Source organism: Bernardetia sp. Wsw4-3y2 (assembly GCF_037126295.1).
GTDB lineage: Bacteria > Bacteroidota > Bacteroidia > Cytophagales > Bernardetiaceae > Bernardetia.
Genome location: NZ_CP147017.1, coordinates 3,094,294 through 3,112,852, shown reverse-complemented (window position 1 = coordinate 3,112,852; position 18,559 = coordinate 3,094,294). Strand labels below are relative to the sequence as shown.

17 protein-coding genes are annotated in these 18,559 nt (G+C 30.9%); 2 read left to right on the top strand and 15 right to left on the bottom strand.

From position 1 onward, the window contains the following. Nucleotides 1-319 precede the first annotated feature (319 nt). From pnp to V9L05_RS12685, 3 genes are all read right to left on the bottom strand, one after another. Complete coding sequence (gene pnp / locus V9L05_RS12695; RefSeq protein WP_338812259.1) at nt 320-2,575, bottom strand: polyribonucleotide nucleotidyltransferase; 2,256 nt, start codon at nt 2,573-2,575, stop codon at nt 320-322. Between the two features lie 142 nt (nt 2,576-2,717). Continuing rightward, entirely contained in the window at nt 2,718-3,005 is a 288-nt protein-coding gene (gene rpsO / locus V9L05_RS12690; RefSeq protein WP_338792879.1) for a 30S ribosomal protein S15, read from the bottom strand. A gap of 214 nt (nt 3,006-3,219) precedes the next feature. After that, the gene (locus tag V9L05_RS12685; protein ID WP_338812257.1) at nt 3,220-3,708 is read right to left on the bottom strand and encodes an energy transducer TonB; all 489 of its coding nucleotides are present in this window, start codon (nt 3,706-3,708) and stop codon (nt 3,220-3,222) included. Between the two features lie 97 nt (nt 3,709-3,805). On the opposite strand from V9L05_RS12685, the gene V9L05_RS12680 reads away from it, so the two are divergent. Next, a complete protein-coding gene (locus tag V9L05_RS12680) occupies nt 3,806-4,300 on the top strand; it encodes an energy transducer TonB (RefSeq protein ID WP_338812256.1) in 495 nt (164 codons plus the stop codon). Nucleotides 4,301-4,428: 128 nt separating this feature from the next. On the opposite strand, the gene V9L05_RS12675 is transcribed toward V9L05_RS12680, so the two are convergent. From V9L05_RS12675 to V9L05_RS12625, 11 genes are all read right to left on the bottom strand, one after another. Then, nucleotides 4,429-5,169 carry a hypothetical protein gene (locus tag V9L05_RS12675; protein ID WP_338812255.1) on the bottom strand — a complete coding sequence of 247 codons (741 nt, stop codon included), beginning with the start codon at nt 5,167-5,169 and terminating at the stop codon, nt 4,429-4,431. A gap of 75 nt (nt 5,170-5,244) precedes the next feature. Continuing rightward, nucleotides 5,245-6,303, bottom strand: a complete 1,059-nt coding sequence (locus tag V9L05_RS12670) for an NAD(P)H-quinone oxidoreductase (protein WP_338812254.1) — start codon at nt 6,301-6,303, stop codon at nt 5,245-5,247. Nucleotides 6,304-6,382: 79 nt separating this feature from the next. Next, the gene (locus V9L05_RS12665) at nt 6,383-7,165 is read right to left on the bottom strand and encodes an RNA methyltransferase (RefSeq protein WP_338812252.1); all 783 of its coding nucleotides are present in this window, start codon (nt 7,163-7,165) and stop codon (nt 6,383-6,385) included. Between the two features lie 11 nt (nt 7,166-7,176). After that, the gene (rsmG, locus tag V9L05_RS12660; RefSeq protein ID WP_338812250.1) at nt 7,177-7,815 is read right to left on the bottom strand and encodes a 16S rRNA (guanine(527)-N(7))-methyltransferase RsmG; all 639 of its coding nucleotides are present in this window, start codon (nt 7,813-7,815) and stop codon (nt 7,177-7,179) included. A 164-nt stretch (nt 7,816-7,979) separates the two neighbouring features. Then, nucleotides 7,980-8,651: a thermonuclease family protein gene (locus V9L05_RS12655; RefSeq protein WP_338812248.1), complete on the bottom strand. Its 672-nt coding sequence runs from the start codon at nt 8,649-8,651 to the stop codon at nt 7,980-7,982. 117 nt (nt 8,652-8,768) lie between these two features. Continuing rightward, the gene (locus tag V9L05_RS12650) at nt 8,769-9,722 is read right to left on the bottom strand and encodes a glycosyltransferase family 2 protein (protein ID WP_338812247.1); all 954 of its coding nucleotides are present in this window, start codon (nt 9,720-9,722) and stop codon (nt 8,769-8,771) included. A gap of 157 nt (nt 9,723-9,879) precedes the next feature. Further along, the gene (locus V9L05_RS12645; RefSeq protein WP_338812246.1) at nt 9,880-10,920 is read right to left on the bottom strand and encodes a DNA adenine methylase; all 1,041 of its coding nucleotides are present in this window, start codon (nt 10,918-10,920) and stop codon (nt 9,880-9,882) included. A 73-nt stretch (nt 10,921-10,993) separates the two neighbouring features. Beyond that, nucleotides 10,994-12,241: a hypothetical protein gene (locus tag V9L05_RS12640; RefSeq protein ID WP_338812245.1), complete on the bottom strand. Its 1,248-nt coding sequence runs from the start codon at nt 12,239-12,241 to the stop codon at nt 10,994-10,996. A gap of 106 nt (nt 12,242-12,347) precedes the next feature. Then, nucleotides 12,348-12,719, bottom strand: a complete 372-nt coding sequence (locus tag V9L05_RS12635) for a VOC family protein (RefSeq protein ID WP_338812244.1) — start codon at nt 12,717-12,719, stop codon at nt 12,348-12,350. A 17-nt stretch (nt 12,720-12,736) separates the two neighbouring features. Next, on the bottom strand, nt 12,737-13,717 hold the full coding sequence (locus tag V9L05_RS12630; RefSeq protein WP_338812243.1) for a magnesium and cobalt transport protein CorA: 981 nt from the start codon (nt 13,715-13,717) through the stop codon (nt 12,737-12,739). A 339-nt stretch (nt 13,718-14,056) separates the two neighbouring features. After that, nucleotides 14,057-15,040: a PorP/SprF family type IX secretion system membrane protein gene (locus tag V9L05_RS12625; protein WP_338812242.1), complete on the bottom strand. Its 984-nt coding sequence runs from the start codon at nt 15,038-15,040 to the stop codon at nt 14,057-14,059. A 230-nt stretch (nt 15,041-15,270) separates the two neighbouring features. Between V9L05_RS12625 and V9L05_RS12620 the strand changes: the two genes are divergently transcribed. Then, on the top strand, nt 15,271-17,496 hold the full coding sequence (locus tag V9L05_RS12620) for a 7TM diverse intracellular signaling domain-containing protein (RefSeq protein ID WP_338812241.1): 2,226 nt from the start codon (nt 15,271-15,273) through the stop codon (nt 17,494-17,496). Nucleotides 17,497-17,811: 315 nt separating this feature from the next. Here the strand turns inward: V9L05_RS12620 and V9L05_RS12615 are convergent, their stop codons facing one another. Further along, nucleotides 17,812-18,282 (bottom strand): hypothetical protein, encoded by a 471-nt coding sequence (locus V9L05_RS12615; RefSeq protein WP_338812239.1) that lies wholly within the window; start codon nt 18,280-18,282, stop codon nt 17,812-17,814. Nucleotides 18,283-18,559: the final 277 nt, after the last annotated feature.

The following is an 18,559-nucleotide window of genomic DNA, read 5'->3' as shown; positions in this document are numbered from 1 at the left end:
AGTCTAATTTACAAATAGTCAGATGTAAGAGTAAATTAATAATTTAGCAATCTAAACAACTAAAAAAATAAATTTCACGAAATAATATATTGAAATAACTCTATTTTCAATATAATATTTTTCATTTTGTAAATAAAAATTCTTTCCTTTTGTAAGGATTAGTGACCTATTTTTATTTTTTATCAAAATCTACTTGAAAAAGAAAACTCACACTTAAATTGTCATAATTTAAGTGTGAGTTAGAAATTCTATTTTAGAATAAACAACCCTTATTGTCGGTGTCTCTTCACTAACAGAACACTATTTTATTTACAACAAATTAGTTATTTCTACGAGGTGGACGAGAATCTCTTCCTCCTCCTCTACTGTCTCTACCATTGCCACGGCTTCCTCCACGATCATTTCCTCCTCTGTCGTTGCTTCTATCACGAGGTGGACGTTCTTCGTAGCCTTCTGGTTTAGGCAATAATACTTTTCTTGATAAACGGAATTTACCAGAACGTTGGTCTACTTCCATTAGTTTTACTTGTACTTCTTCGCCTTCCTCTAAAACGCCTTCCATTGATGGCAAACGCTCCCAAGTAATTTCAGAAATATGAAGCAAACCTTCTTTTCCTTTCATAAACTCTACAAAAGCACCAAATTCAGTAATTTTTTTAACTGTTCCTTCGTATACTTTCCCTTCTTCTGGTGGTGTTACAATCTCTTCAACGATATTTTTAGCAGCTTCTAGTTTATTTTTGTCAGTTGCAAATATAGAAATACGTCCTGCATTATTTACTTCTTCAATCGTAATTGTCGCACCTGTTTCACGCTGAATTTCTTGAACAATTTTTCCTCCAGGTCCGATAACAGCACCAATAAGTTCACGAGGAATAATAATTTGATGAATACGTGGAGCGTGATCTTTCATTTCTACACGAGCTTCTGTCATCGTCTTATTCATTTCTCCCAAAATGTGCATACGACCTTCTTTTGCTTGCAATAAGGCTTTGTGTAATACTTCATACGAAAGTCCATCAATTTTGATGTCCATTTGGTAGGCTGTAATTCCATTTTCTGTTCCTGTCAGTTTAAAGTCCATATCTCCTAAATGGTCTTCATCTCCCAAAATATCAGAAAGAATAGCAAATTTTCCTGTTTCGCTGTCCGAAATCATTCCCATAGCAATACCAGAAACAGGCGATTTAAGTTTTACACCTGCATCCATAAGAGCCAACGAACCAGCACAAACAGTAGCCATAGAAGACGAACCATTTGATTCTAAAATATCAGAAACTACACGCACTGTATAAGGATTGTCTTCATAAGAAGGCAAAATATTTTTCAATGCACGCATAGCCAAATTTCCATGTCCTACTTCACGACGACCAGGTCCACGATTCGGACGAGCTTCACCAGTAGAAAATGCAGGGAAATTATAGTGTAAAATAAAACGATTGTAACCAGAGTTCATTGCTCCATCAATCATTTGTTCGTCTAGTTTTGTACCTAGAGTAACTGTTGTAAGTGATTGAGTTTCGCCACGAGTAAAGACAGCAGAACCGTGAGCAGAAGGTAAATAATCAACTTCTGACCAAATAGGACGTACTTCATTTGTTTTTCTTCCATCCAAACGTGTTCCTTCATCTAATACAAAGTTACGAGCAGCTTTTTTGTACATGCTTTTGAAGTATGTACCAACCATTTTCATATCAATTTCATGTTCTTCTGGAAGTGTATCGATATAGGATTGCTTAATAGCTTTCATAGCTTCTCCACGCTCAGATTTACTACGTGAAACGCCTTCTTTCACAGAATCATAAATTGCTTGGTAATACTTCTCATGAAGCATTTTTTCTAATTCTTCATTGCCTTCTGGTTGTAGATGTTCACGCTTTTGGCTGCTTCCAACAGCTTGTTCTAATTCTCTCTGCAAAATACATTGTAACCTAATCGTTTCATGAGCTACTTGAATTGCTTTCAATAAATCTTCTTCTGTTACTTCTTTAGATTCTCCTTCTACCATCATAATATTGTCATACGTTGCAGCGACAATACATTCCAAACTTGCTTCTTCCATTTGAGCAGGCGTTGGATTGATGATATATTCTTCTCCTAATTTGATTACTCGTACTTCTGACATTGGTTCAAGCATAGGCAAATCAGAAACTGCAATTGCAGCCGAAGCAGCAAAACCAGCTAAAGCATCAGGCAAAACTTCCTCATCAGCAGAGATAAGTGAAATCATGATTTGCGTTTCGTTATGATAATTGTCAGGAAAAAGTGGACGGACAGCTCTATCTACAATTCTTGAAATCAAAATTTCATGGTCAGATAATCTTCCTTCACGCTTTAAAAAGCCACCTGGAATACGACCATTAGCAGCAAATTTTTCTTGATAATCAACTGAAAGAGGGAAAAAATCTGTTCCTTCACGAGCTTCTTTTGCGCCTACTACGGTAGCTAAAAGCATTGTATTTCCCATTCTGACAACTACTGCACCACTTGCTTGTTTGGCTAATACGCCTGTTTCTACACTTATTTCTCGTCCGTCGGGGAGAGAAACCGTTTTTATAATCGGATTTGGTTTCATTTACGTTTTTAATTTTTTGTGTTTATTTGTTACGAAGATACAGTTTTTTTTATTATTTCGATTATTTTTTTACACCAAAAAACCCTAAGGGTCTTGAAGACCCTTAGGGTTTAGAAAATAAAAAAGAATATTATAAATGAAATTATTTACGAATACCTAATTCTTTGATGATAGCACGGTAACGCAATACGTCAGTTTTGATAAGATAATCTAACAAACTACGACGCTTACCTACCAATTTCAAAAGACCTAAACGACTTGCGTGATCTTTTTTGTGAACTTTCAAGTGTTCTGTAAGGTAGTTGATACGGTGTGTAAAAAGAGCGATTTGAGATTCTGATGAACCTGTATCTTTTTTACTTTTAGAAAGACTATTTTTTTCAAAAATTTCTTCTTTGTCTGCTGGAGTAAGGTATGCAACTCTTGCCATTTTATTGTGTGTACTTTTGTACGTTGAGTTTGATTAAATGCTAAGGTCAATTCTTTATCACACCATTCAGTCTTAGATTTATATTTTGTGATTTAAAAGCAAATTATTCATTTACTTTTAATTAAATCCAACCTCGGCAATCATCCTTTATAGATAACTGAATGGAGCGCAAAAGTACGGTTTTTTTTGGGGAATTGCAATTTAATTTTTTCCTTTATCTTCTTTTAGGTTTGTCCTCATCTAAGTTGAAAATAATAGGAATGTTTAGTCTCACTTTTACGTTTTTACCTCTTTGTTTGCCAGCAATCCATTTTGGAGAATTTTGGATTACTCGTAATGCTTCTGCATCAAGTTCTGGGTCAGCTCCTTTTACTACTTTAGCATCTATAATACTTCCGTCTTTATCAACTACAAACTGTACAAATACTCTTCCTGTAATTCTTTTTTCTTTTGCATTAGGTGGATAGACAAGGTTTTCAGAAATATATTTATAAAACTCATTCATTCCTCCCTCATAGGTTGGAGATTGTTCAACAATAGTAAAAATTTGTTCTATCTCTTCTTCTTTAGAAGTATCTTGCAAAACAAAATCAGTTTGAGGTTGAATAGTTGTATCAAAATCAATACTTGAAGGAGTAGAAAAAATAAATCCTGTGCTTATAAAAATTGTTACCAAGACAAGACTGCTATACATTAATTTCATAATTATTTTTTTAAGTTTTAAAACACAAATTTAGCTAAAAAGTATTTATTATCTGTATTTTTGTGGTCTTATAATTTTAATCATTTAATCAAAAAATATGAAATTTATTTCTATAAAAATCATTTTAGGAGCTATACTGCTTTTGATTTCTCTTACTTTCAGTTCTTGTTCTTCAACAAAAAAAGCACAAGCAAGCCAAACCTCTCAAAATGATGAACAGAGTGAACAAATCTTTGAAATACCTACTACTTCCGAGGAAAAAATAGATGAAAGTATATTTACAGTTGTAGAAGAGCCTGCTTCTTATCCAGATGGAGGAATGGACGGATTTTACAAATATGTTAGCAAAAATATGGTTTATCCAGAAGAAGCAAAAAAAATGAAAATAGAAGGGAGAGTATTTGTTGTTTTTGTGGTAGATAAGGAAGGAAAGATTACAAATATACAAACCGTAAGAGGAATTGGTGGAGGCTGTGATGAAGAAGCAGAACGATTATTAAGAGAATGTCAGAATTGGATTCCAGCAAAACAGAGAGGAAATCCTGTAAAAGTCAGAATGAATATTCCTATTATGTTCAAACTTAATAAATAAGAATTTAATTAGTGTTAGTCAAAAAAGGTAGAAATTCAGATATTGAATTTTCTACCTTTTTTGTGTTACTTTTTTGTAGACTAATACACTTTTGAAACAGTCTACTAAAGTCTATGCTACAAAATCAATTATAATTTATAAGCAACACCAAGCATCAGTCCCAAACTTTTCTTTCTAAATCTATCATTATCAAAGGCAAATTTTTTGTCTGTTGTATATTCTGAAAACAAAAAACTTGCTCCTACACGAAGTGCAATTTTATCACTGACATCATAATGAGCATAAATTTCAGAATTGAGACTTCCAATGTCATAATCTCCTGTCAAAAGTAAATTGAAATTTGTAACCGAAGCATTTGAAGTAGTAGCAGAAATGTTTTCGCTATATGAGTAAAAAACACTTTCTTGGTCTTTGCCAAAGCTAAAACCAATCGCATCAATATTAAAACCTACACTAAACTTTTTAGAAAACTTATACATCAAAAAAATGGAAGCGTTCAGAGAATTGGTTTGTGCATTGGGCATAAATAAAGTATCTAGTTTTACTTCATTTTGAGGTTTGAAAAAATTACCTTCCGAAACATCTGCAGGAGCAGTTACATAATCTCCATTTTTGCCAAAATAGGAAGTAAAATGAACACCATAACCCACATAAAAACGTTTTTTAAAAGCCACAGGATAAAGACGAGAATAAGCAAAAGCTCCCGAAAATCCGTCTTGATAAACTCCTACTGAAAGGTTAAAATCAGAATAAATCTGATTTGAATTAGTTTGTTTTATTTTTGTATTGTCTTGAGCGTGACTGTAATTAGAAAATAATACTAAAACAACTATAAAAATAAAAGGCACAAAAAAGGGTACTTTTTTCATAAAAGAAGCATCTAAAATTAAAATAAATAAATAGTAATTGAATTATCTTTTCCCTTTTTTTCTAAAAATACAAATTTATTCTGACACTGATAAAATAATCTTTCCTTTATTCTGATTGGCTTGCATGTGTTTATGTGCTTGTTCTGCTAACGACCAATCAAAAATAGAATCAATAACAGGCTTTAATTCTTTATTTGGATTATCTGAATTAAATAGTGGCAAAGCAAATTCTGAAAACTGTTTTGTTAGTTCTCTTTGATACTCCAAAGAACGAGCACGCAATGTCGAACCTGTAATCTGAATTCTTTTTATCAAGATTTTTGAAAGATTTGCCTCTTCTAATTTTGCACCACTCATAGCTGCCAAAATCGTCATTTTTCCATCAATAGCAATACAGTCGATATTTTGTTTCCAATAGCCTTGACCAATAAAATCGATGATATAATTTACTCCTCTATCATCAGTTTGTTCTGAAATTAATTTTGCAAAATCTTCATTTTTGTAATCTATGACTACATCTGCACCCAAATTTCGGCAAAATTCATGTTTTGATTTTGAAGCCGTAACAAAAACTTTCATTCCCAAAACTTTACAAATCTGAATAGCAGCAGAACCAACACCACTAGCACCAGCATGAATCAAAATACTTTTCTGAATTTTATTATTATTTCCTTCGCTCTCATTCTTTGTATTTTCCCTAATTCCTAATCCCCAATCCCTATTTCCCAACAATGTCCAAAAAATAGTCTGAAAAGCTGTCAAAAATACTTCTGGAATTGCAGTAGCTTCTTCAAAAGAAAAATGTCTTGGTTTTGAGATTGCCATTTGTGCATCTATTGTAGCATATTCTGCATATCCTCCTCCTCCAATAAGTCCGAAAACTTCATCACCTACTTTATGATTAGTTACATTTTTACCAATTTCTACAATTTCTCCTGCGATTTCTAATCCTAAAATTTTTGATGCTCCTTTTGGTGGTGGATATTTTCCTGCTCGTTGTAAAAGGTCTGCTCTATTTAAGGCTGTTGCTTTTACTTTTACCAAAATCTCATTTTCTGATGGAGTTGGTTTTTGAGTTTCTCCTACATGTAAAGGTTCGCTTGGATTTTCAGAATTATATAGAATAGCTTTCACAATTATTTTTTAGTTTGTTTTAAGAAGATAATGATTGTTTGGAAGTCATTGGTGAGAAAATGGCAAGAAAATATAAAACTTAATTTCTTCGCCAATTATCACAAATGATAGCTGTAGCAATGGCAGCATTTAAAGATTCTGCACTTTCTGTATCGTTTCCATTACCTGAAGGAAAACTAGGAATAGTAACTTTATTCGTAATTTCTTTTCCTAGTTGTTCTGATATTCCGTGTGATTCACTTCCGATAACTAAAATTCCTTTTTGTGGAAATTTGGATTGATGTACATTTTTTCCGTCCAAAAATGCCCCAAAGGTATTTCCTTCTGCTAGTTTTAAAAATTCAAATTCATTTCCATAGTGTACTTTCACACGAAGAAAAGAACCCATTGTAGCCGAAAGTGTTTTTGAATTATATAAATCCACAGTTTGCTCTGAACAGAAAATATGTTCTATTCCATACCAATCTGCAATTCGGATAATTGTTCCCAAATTTCCTGGGTCATTGATATTTTCTAAAAGCAAAGATAGATTTTCTAGTTTTTTGGGAACTTCTAAAGTTGGAAATTCTAAAACAGCAATCGCAGCATTGTTTGACTTTAACGAACCTGCTTCACTAAGTTTATTAGAAGTAGATAAAATAATTTCAATTTGCCCTTTTACTTTGTTATTCAAAAAATTCTGATTTTCTAAATCAGTTAAAAAATCTTGTGTAGCAAAAAGTTGTTTTATTTTGTAGGGCGAATGTGTAGCTTGAAGTGTTTCGGTTACAATTTTTGCACCTTCTATCAAAAATAAATTTGTAGCTTTTCTTTCTTTTTTTTGTTGAAGAGAGCGTAAAAATTTTCTTTGGGCGTTTGTCATAAAATTATGTCTTAAATAGGAATATAAAGAATTTTCTTAGTCTCAAAAAACTCTTCTTCAAACAAATCACTTAGATTATACAAGCGTACAAAGTGTTTAAAGTTAGCAAGTTCTTCTTTCAAATCTCCTCCTTTTAAAGCCAAAATGCCATGTTTGAATTCTCCTTCTTCAATTAAGGAAGGTTTGTTTTTTCGAAGAGCTGGTTTTATCCAATGATAGAGTTTTGATGTTTGAGCAACAGCACGAGTAACAGCAAAATCATAATTATTTTTCTTTGCCTTTTCTACTCTCATTTGTTCGGCAACTACATTATCTAAACCAATTTCTTTTGCAACTTCTGTTACTACTCTTATTTTTTTTCCAATAGAGTCCACCAAATGAAAATGCGTTTCTGGAAACAAAATAGCCAACGGAATACCTGGAAAACCACCACCTGTTCCGATGTCAATGATATTATCAGTAGGTTCAAATTCGACAATTTTTCCAATACTCATCGAATGTAAAATATGCCTTTCATAAAGATTTTCTACATCTTTTCTTGAAATAACATTTATTTTTTCATTCCATTCTGCATATAAGTTTTGAAGAGCCGAAAATTGTTGTATTTGTTTTTCAGGAAGATTGGGAAAATAACGCTTAATAATTTCCATTTTAAAATAAAATGATTTTGAAGTGATTTGTGATTAGTAAAAACAGGACTAAAACCCTGTTCAATTAAAAAAAGACTGTATTTTAGTATTTTACAAACCTGCATTTTTAAACTCAACAGGATTTTTATTTTTTATTAGTATACTGACTGGTAACTAATTACTGATTATTGATTTTCTTCTATTCTTTTTTTATACTCTTGATAATGTTCTGACTCTTTATATTCTTCTCTCAAAATTCCTTTGGTTACATACATATTCCAAATTCCTTTTTGTTTGGCTCTTGCTTTTTCTTGTAGTTTTTCAAACTCTTTTGCAAATTTGATAGTGAAAGCATGATTTCTAATCCAGCCATAGCCTTGTTTTAAAAGTGTAGCATTGAGACACTCACCTGAAGGAAAGTAAATATATGCCAAATGCTTGTCAAATTTATCAAATAATTGCTCATCAAAAAGTAAAATTATATCTTTATTTTTTGTCAGTCTTTCTTCTGTGTAAGCCAATGCTTCCTTGCCAAAAGGAGCTTCATCAATGTAGAGAGAGGCACGACTTTCAGGTGTATCCACACCAATCAGACGAACTGTCCAAGTAGTTTCATTTTCAGCATTTACAGAAAGAGTCTTTGAACTTTGATTTTGTTGTGTACCTTTTTTGGGAACTTCTACCACAATCGTATCTCCTTCCAAAACTTCCAAAACCGTTGTTTTGACTGCTTTATCCGAAAAATTAATCATCAAAAAAAGCATGATTTTTTTACGAAAAAAAAGCAGAACTACCACTACCACAAGTAATGTAGCCAAAACTCCTCCATACAAAATATAATTGATTGGTTCTTCCATTTTACAAACTCTATAAACAACACTAAAAATAAACAAAGACAGAATTAGACAATTTTGTCAAAAATAAGCATTTCATTACAGATTAAGCAATGATTTAGAAATTAAATTGCTAAAATCTTATTGGTCTGTTTGCTTATTTTCAATTTCTGCATTCGTTTCAGCCACAAAGTAAAGAGGACGCTGTTTGACATCTGTATTTATGCGACTGATATATTCGCCAATAATTCCTAAACTAATAAGCTGAACACCTCCCAAAAACATAATACTGACCATAATAGAAGACCAACCACTCACATAACCATCTACTACAAAATATTTGGCAATAAAGGAATAAATTATCATCAAAAAAGCAATTGCAGATACTACAAAACCAGAAACAGTAACAAATTTTATAGGCACATTCGAAAAAGCAGTAATTCCATTTAGAGCCAGATTTATCATTTTTTTATATGAATATCCTGTAACTCCTGCATTTCTTTCAGCTCTATCATATTCTACGTAGGTTTGATTAAAGCCAATCCAAGCAATTTGTCCACGCAAAAACTTATGATTTTCTTTCATTTGGCAAAGTCCATCTACTACTCTTCTATCCATAATCCTGAAATCACCCGTATCGACAGGAATAGGAAAAGAAGTAATTTTGGAAAGCAAACGATAAAAAGTTTTGGCAGTCAGTTTTTTCATATATCCTTCTCCTGCTCTTGCTCTTCGCTTGGCGTAAACCACTTGATAGCCTTCTTTGAGCTTTTCCCACATCGGTTCTATAAGTTCGGGTGGGTCTTGCAAATCAGCATCAATAATAACAACGGTTTGTCCTTTGCAATAATCTAAACCAGCCGAAACAGCAATCTGATGACCAAAATTTCGGCTCAAATCAATGAATTTTACATTATTATCTTCAAGAGAAAGTTTTTTTACGAGTTCTAACGAATCATCTCTACTTCCATCATTTATAAAAATAAGTTCATACGTCTTTGCCAAATTAGAAACTACTTTAGTAAGTCTTTCATGAAGCAAATGAATATTTAGAGATTCATTGTAGATAGGAATAATGACAGAAAGCTCAATCATGGAAATGATGAATTATTGATTGTAAATGATGAATGAATGCAAATACAAAAGTACGGATTGTTTTTTTATTAGAATCAATTAAATCGGTAGTGTTCCATTTTGAATACTATTAAATATTTTCTCTCAGCTTCTTTGGTTTAGTTATTAAAAAAACCTTTTACCTTTTCAAAATATGCAAATATTCCATTGTTGCGTTGGCTTTGTGTTCTCTGTTGATGTCTTTATCAGCTTTGAAACGTTGGTATTCTGTTTTTTCTAACGAGTATGAACCGTATTTATTCATTATTCTTTTTATAGTTTCTAGATTCATCAAACCTTCATTGTTGTAGCTTAAAAATATAAACTCAAAATCTGCATTTTTTATTAACTCTTCGAAAACAGTTTCTACTTCATTTTTTTTGCAATATTTCGAACGCTCATATTCTCTCAAACCTGTTTTTCCTTTGGGTTCAAAATTATCATAAAGCGCAATCGTATTCAAAAGATGGTAGTTTGCACCATACTGACGAGCATTATACGGTGGGTCTAAATATAGAATATCGCCCTTTATTTTCTTTATTAGTTCGTTTGCATCTTCTTTGAAAACTTGATTCTCTTGGTTATGTCCATTTTGAGGTTTTGGAAAGTGAGCAGGAGAAAAAACTAGATTTTTTTGAGCCGATTTTTTGAGTTGTTTTAAAAATGCGCCATACACAGAAGCTGTATTTGCTATTTTATCAGCACTTTCTAAAAGAGAAGCCAAAAGAAAGAAATATTCACTTTGAGAAACAAAATTATTTAACTTCCATTCTTCCACTTTCTTTCTAATTACATCAATTTTTTTTCCATTATCGTCGCTAAAATAAAGTCGTTTGCTTCCACTTCCTTGACAATAGTTTTTATAAATAAAACCGTCTTTTTGTTCTTTTATAGATAAACTGTTCAATTCTTCTATCAAAAAAACAATTCTTTCATTCGGAATAGCTTTTGTATTTTCTATATAATTTTTAAGTAAAACATAACTATATGGTTCTAAATCATTTGCAATAATTTGATTTACAAATGGTTTTAGTTTTCTACTAATGATTCCTGTTCCTGCAAAAAGTTCTGCAAAAATGGTTTGAGAAAGAGGTTTTGAAGGATTTGATTTATTATATTTTTCAGTAATAGTTTCTATTATCCAATCTGAAAGACGAAGTTTTGAGCCGATGTAATTCATTTTTATTGAAATAACTAGTTCAAGCGTCGACGCTTAAACCAGTTATCGATACTTGAATCAGTTATTAAAAACCTTATTTTATTAGCAAATAGATGAGTAAAGCCAAATTGATTAGCATTCCGACAAAGGTAATGATTTGAAACGTACTAATTTTTTCTAATTTATCCAGTTTTGATTTTTGTAGCGTTAGCTCTTCTGAAATTTGTTCTCTGATTGGAATAATTGCTTCATTTTGAGCCTTTTGTAATGATACCAATTGATTTTTCTGTTGCAAAGAAATTTCTTCTTCTAACTTTATTTGGTTTTGATTATAGCTCTTACTTTGCAAATCAAATTTATTCTCTAAATTCTCTTTTATTTCTTTAAATTCTTTGCTTTGGTTGTCATAAATAAACTTCAATGCCTTTTTCTGATAATCGGCAAAGGTATCAAACTGATTTTTTTGGTTTTCTTGTACACTTGTTTGGGCTTCTTTTAAAAATTCAGATTGATTATAGATTTCTCGTTCTTGATTTTCCAAGTTTGTTCCTATTGTATCAAACTGCATTTGGAATTCACTCATTTTATCCAAAACAGTCTTAAACTGGGTATATGTTTTTTCCAGTTTTTCAAAAAGTGTGTTTGCTTGAATATGCAGAGCTTGATTTTCTTGTTGAATTGTATCAATTTTCAAGACTAACATTTTTTCTAATTCTTCATCACGTTCTTTTGTATGTGAGGTAAAATCAGAAAGATTCATTTTGATTCTCTTTGTAGCTCGCTCATAAAACCCAGTAGCTTGATTTTCCAGTTTTTCCAACTGTGTAGATAATGTATGCGAAGTAAGTGAATAAAAATCTTCATTTTTCTGTGTAAGTGCAGACAAACGGTTTTGTATTCTTTCTGTTGTTTCTAAATAAAATTTTTCGTGATTGGCGTTTAAGTTATCTGTTTTTTGCACAAGCAAATCCTGTGTTTGTTCGTAAAATGCTTTATTTTGAGATTTTACTTCTTTCAAATGCGCTTCTATAGATGCTGTTTGCTCATCTAATTCGTCTCTAGTTTGCTTGATTTGACTTTCAGCTTGTTCTATTTTTTGATTGGTTGCTTGAAGTGCTGAAACCGAATCTGTATTTTGCTTAGAAATAGAGATTATTTTTTGGTCTAGCAGATTTTCATAGCTTTCTAGTTGTAGTCGCAGTTTTTCAAAAAGCTCTAAATTTTGTCTGTAATTTTCCTCTGTTTTTTCGGCTTTTGCATAGACTTCCGTCAAAGAATTTAGCGTTGTACTTTGAGTTTGAAGTTCCGAAATGGTGTTTTGTAACTGTTCTAAATGCGACATGAAAATAGTGATAAGTTGTTAGTGATTAGTGTTAAGTGAATGCAAAATACGAATACTTTTTAACTGTATTTACTTCTAACTTTTAAAATCTGACTTCTAAATTTATTTAGGGTTGCCAAAGTTCAATTTTGTTGCCTTCTATATCCAGAATGTGAACAAATTTTCCATAATCAAAACTTTCTATTTCATCAAGAATAGTAACTCCTTCTTCTTTCAAAACTTCGACTAGCTTTTCTAAATCTTCAACTCTATAATTAATCATAAAGTCTTTTTTAGAAGGTTCAAAATAGGTCGTTTTTTCATCAAAAGGACACCATTGTGTAGAGCCTTTTTGGGTAGCATCTTCGGCTTGATGCCATTCAAAGCTCGTTCCATAGTCATTTGTATCAAATCCTAAATGTTTTTTGTACCATGCTTTCATGGCTGTAGGATTTTGACACTTAAAAAATACTCCTCCAATACCTGTAACTCGTTTCATTTTTGTTGTTTGTTAAATCAAAACCATTTTTTCTGTTTAAAATAAATTATAATTCCGACTGTAATAACAGACATTACACCCAATAAAACATAATAACCATTCTGTGTTTCAAGTTCGGGAATATTTTTAAAATTCATTCCATAAATTCCTGCCAAAAATGTCAGAGGAATAAAGATAACAGAGAAAATAGTAAGTGTTTTCATTACTTCATTCAAACGGTGTCCTTGAATACTAAAAACAAGATTTAGACTACTTTCAAGTGTTTGGAGGTCGAAGTCAATATCTGTAATCAAGTCGTTAGTTTGTTCTTTTAGTTCTGAAAAATAACTACTTTTTATATTTTTATTTTTGACTTTTTCTAAACGTAAAAGTGTAGTTCGCAAACTGTTTGCTGATTTTTTAAATTTTAAAAGGTTACGTCTTTGTTTTTCGATTTGATTGGTAAACTCTGGTGTTGGTTTTACTTTGGTTGTGTCTAGCATTTCAGAATACATTTCGATATAATTCTGATTTGTTTCATAATAATTATCAATAATTGATTCTATCAGAAGAAAAAGCAAATAATCAGATTTCTTTTTTCTTATTAATCCTTTATTGTCTCTAATTCGCTCTCTAATCCAACCAAAATAATCTCCTTTTTGCTCTTGAATACTCCACACAAAATCAGAAGAAACAATAAAAAACATTTGTTCTGAATCTAAAGAATCATTTTCTGTTTTTAATACTCTGATTGAAACAAAAAGTAAATCTTCTAACTCAATCACTTTATTAGATTGTTCATCATCTTTTATTAACTTCAACAAAAAATCATCTAACTTATTTTGAATAATTACTTCTCTTAATTGGTCTTTATACTCCATTCCATACGTATTTATCCAACGGATAAGACCATCTTTTTCAGATGTAATTACGTGTTCTATTTTTTCATAATTACCTGTTTTATAATCAGTTTCATTGTACTGAATGAGCGTAGTATTTTCTAAAAATGTTTTTGGCATATTGTTTTTTTGAAATATATGATTGTTAAAGGCAAGACTTTAATCTACATTGAAAATTCTAACTTCTGAAATCTGACTTCTGACTTTATTCTACTCTTGATAAATTTTAAAAACCTTTTCTATCTCTTGCTAAACTGGCTGCAAAAACCATCATCCATTACAATATAGTTTCCTGCTTGGATATACCGAATGATTTTATTTAGATTGACAATATACGAACGATGAGAGCGAAAAAATAAGAATAAACTAAATTTCACTAAAAATATTTGAAGTACATTGATTTGTTTACAAGTAAATAGAAAAGTTTCTCAGACTTGTATTATATTCTAGATTTAGATTTTAAAAAATGGAATTTCTTTTTGTATCAGAATCTGCACTTCTATTAAAAATTCGAATTCCTACAAGAACTTCATTTGTTGTTCCTAATGAATTAAAATTATTCTCATTACTTTTTATAAAACTTGAAAACTCATACGAGTAAGCAATATCTAACCAAGAAGTAATGCGAGTTCCTAGAAAAGTCTGAACAGCTCTTTTATGACGGTAATTGGCTGCCACCCAAATCAAATCAGTATAAGATAGTTTTGTATTCAAATCCCAGTTCATATCTGTTGTTTTTTTGATATTCATCAAAAAAGAAGGAGATAAAACAAAATTTTCACTTAAATTTATAACTGTTCCTGCTGATAAGTTATAATAACGCTCCAAATTATCAGTGGTATTTTGTCCTATATTTACATTATTTTCGAATAATTGATAAACACCAAAACCACCAAAAAAACGGTCATTTTGTAGCCAAATACCTATATTTGCATCTGGAACTGTGCTCTGTTGATTGTTCTGAATAGCGTTATCATTTGGATTGTATAAAGTCGCCTTTGATGCGTCAAAGCCAATAGTTTTGAGTCCAAAACTAGCACCAAAAGACATTCGAAGTCTAGAATTTGCATCCCATTCATCATGTTGTGAAAGTGTCAGATGATACGCATAACGAGCATAAATACCCGTTTCACTCCATAGTCCTGCTTCATTGTGATAGGCTTCTAATCCTGTGGCGTGATAAGCTGCTGATAAAACTTCTGTTTTGTTTTGAAAAAGTGGTGTTTGTGCCAAAAATGAAAAACTATTTGGAGCACCTTGTATTCCAGACCATTGTTTGCGATAGTTCATCTTTATATCTAAGGCATTTTCAGTTCCTAATGCAGCAGCATTAACGGTTGCCCAATTCCAAATATAATTTCCAGAATAAAGCGAATTTTGCGCTCTAAGAGAAGAAAAAGTCACAAAAGTAAAAAAAGATAAAAAAAGTATTCGATTTATCATAGTTTCGTGATATTCAAAAGATGAGTTTAAAAATTATATATTATTTAGCTAAAAAAAAGTGTACTAGAGTTCAATTTGTAATGAATTGATTTATAAAGAGTTTTTCCTTTTATTTACTTGAAAATACAAAAATAAAGCCTAATTTAGAGTTTGTTAAACCTTACACTATATACTTTTTTACTTTCTATTTATTCGAATAGAAAAGCCTTCTATTTATAATAAAAACTAATATGAGAAATAGAGAATACAATTATTATAAAATTTATGTACAACTCTGTGTAGTAGTTTTTCTTATATGTATTCCTGTTTTTTTTGTAAAAGCTCAAAAAAATAAGGCTAACTCTTTTCAAGACAAATCACTTGAGAAAATTTGGCTCTCAACCCAACAAGAAAAAGTAATTATTTCTAGTTCTTCTCAAATTGCAGAAGATAAAACAGGTTTTTTATCTATTCAGCAAGCCATAAAAAGCTTAGATTTTGAAAATTCTAAGGAAGCCAAACCAAATTTTGGTTATACTTCTTCTACTTATTGGTGTAGATTTCAGATTGAAAATGCTACTAATAACTCTCAAAATCGTTGGTTAGAAATACAATATCCTTTATTAGATTCGGTTTGGCTATACGAAGTAGATAGCGCACAAAATATTATTCAAGTGCAATTACTGGGCGACAAGATGCCTTACACCCAACGAGAAATAAAAGATGCTGACTTAATTTTTGTGTTAAATATTAATCCTAGAAAGACAACAACCTATTATATGCGTTGCCGAACACAAGGAACAATGACTTTTCCTTTAGTTCTTTGGCAACCTCAAGCCTTTAGCGAACAGACAGCCAATGATAGATTTGGTTTTGGGATTTATTATGGAATAATTGTCGTGATGATTTTCTATAACTTGTTTATCTTTTTCTCTTTGAGGGATAGAGCTTATCTTTATTATGTTCTGACAATTGCTTCAATTGCTCTTTTTCAACTTGCATTTAATGGATTAGGATTTCAATATTTGTGGTCTAATTTCTATCCTTTTAATGATATTGCTATTCCTTTTTCTATTAGTTGTTTTTCTTTTATTTCTCTTCTTTTTGCTAGACAGTTTTTGCATTTGAAGAAACTACTTCCCAAAACAGATAAACTCGTTTTAGTCTTTGTTGCACTAATTATTATCGAACTTTCTTTGACTTTTTTTCTGCCTTATAAAGTGATGATAAAGGTAAGTTCTATTACTGGAGTTGTGGCTACTACACTTCTTTTTTATATGGGTGTGATGAGTTATAGAAGAGGTTACAAATCAGCTATCTATTTTTTAATAGCTTGGTCATTGTTTTGGTTAGGTATTTTATGTAGTATTTTTAAAGGCTTTGGGCTTTTATCTACTAATTTTATCACTACTTATGCCATACAAATTGGTTCGGCTTTAGAAGTCATTTTATTATCTCTAGGTCTTGCAGACCGTATAAATATGCTTAAAAATCAGCTTGCTGAAAAAACAATTACCGAAAAAAATCAGAAAATAGAAAATGAAATAAGACAACGTTATTTAATAGAATCTCAAAATCAAAAATTAGAACAATTAGTAGCAGAACGAACAGTTGATTTGGAACAAAAAACGATAGAGTTGCAAAGCCAAAACCAAAAAATAACGGATAGTTTGAAATATGCAAAACGTATTCAAGATGCTATTTTACCTCCTAAAGAAGAACGAGATACTATTTTAGAAAATCATTTTGTATTTTTCAAACCAAAAGATATTGTTTCTGGAGATTTTTATTGGATTTCAGAGCATAAAAAAGAACAAAAAATAATTGTTGCTGCTGTAGATTGTACAGGACACGGTGTTCCAGGTGCATTCATGTCCATTATTGGAAATAATTTACTCAATCAAATTATAAATGAGAAAAATATATTTTATCCTTCTGATATTTTAGAAGAATTGCATAAAGGTGTTCGCACCATTTTAAAACAAGATTATGATTCTAGTTCTAACCTAAATACTTCTAGAGATGGAATGGATATAGCACTCTGTGTTATAAATAGAGAAAAACATACACTAGAATTTGCAGGTGCAAATCGTCCTTTATGGATTGTAAAAAATGGAAAATTTGAAGAAATAAAAGGAGATAGACGAGCAATTGGAGGTTGGCAAAATGAACAAAAAAGAGAATTTAAAACACATTCTATTGACTTAAATGAAGAGATGAATGTTTATTTATCGTCTGATGGATATAGCGACCAATTTGGAGGAAATAATGAAGAAGGAAAAGAAAACCAAGTAAGTAAAAAATTCATGTCTAAAAACTTCAAAAAACTATTATTAGATATAAATAATACGAAAAGAACATCTCAAAATCTAGAAACTCAATGTTCTACCTTAGAGCAAGTAATGGAAAAATGGAAGGGAAATGAACCTCAAATTGATGATGTTTTAGTAGTTGGTTTTGCTGTTAGTAAAGGATAATCATCAAATACACAAAAAAATCTTCCTCTTTTTTGATTGGAATGAGGAAGATTTGATTTTATAAATATCTTTTAAAGTGGAACACTATGAACAAAGTCTATATTCTTATAATATACTACTTGTAGAATTTTCATTTTTTTTGATACAAAAGTAGCTAATTTTCTTTTTCATTGTCAATAGTAGTTCGTCTTGTATTTCAATGGCAGAAATTGGAGTTATAATTTTATTCTTGGCAACAGCTATAGCTTCTACAAAATTTTGTTTGTGCAAAAGATTAAAAAGAGCTGCACTTGTATTATTAAAATGACTATTTTTTCAATGACTAATATCAGCTTCCTCAATAAAATAACCCATTTGTTTTAATAAAGGAATTCTTGAAGCATCTGCTTGCATGGTAGAGCTAATGGATTGAATTTCAGAATTCAAACAGGCTTGTAAAAATAATATTCTCATGATGGCTGTATATCCTAAGCCTCTATACTCTAAAAAAGTAGATGCTTTACCTATAGTAAAAGTAGGGAAAATAGGAAAGGAAAAAGAAGTGTTCAAGGATATATCAAAGAACTTTTCTAGTTCTGCTTTTGTAATCAGAATTTTTCCTTGCAAAGTAGAGATAATTTGCTTTTCCTCATTTTCTAATATTAGAGTAATGGATTGTTCATCACTTTCATTCCAATGCAAAAATGAAGTATCAGATATTATTGAACCAGTTGCAGTTTGATAAGCAGTAGTTCGTAGTTTTTCTACAGCAGTAATATCTTCCTGAGTTGCTATTCTTATAATCATTGTTTTTTGTGAAGGGATACAGTCATGATGTATAGAAAGTATAGCACTCTTTCAGAATGTCATAATTTCGTATTACCCTTACAATACCTTCATTATTTTTGTAATATTTAAAATTTGTTTAGAAAAATACAAAGTTATTTCTAATGAAAAAAATAAAATCCTCTACAAAACATTTTTCACAAACGAAATTAACGAATTATTAAACTGTCTCACACTATTTAGTCATCTTTTTAGTTTTAGAGCGCATTTAAAAATACAGCAAAACTTATATATGCTT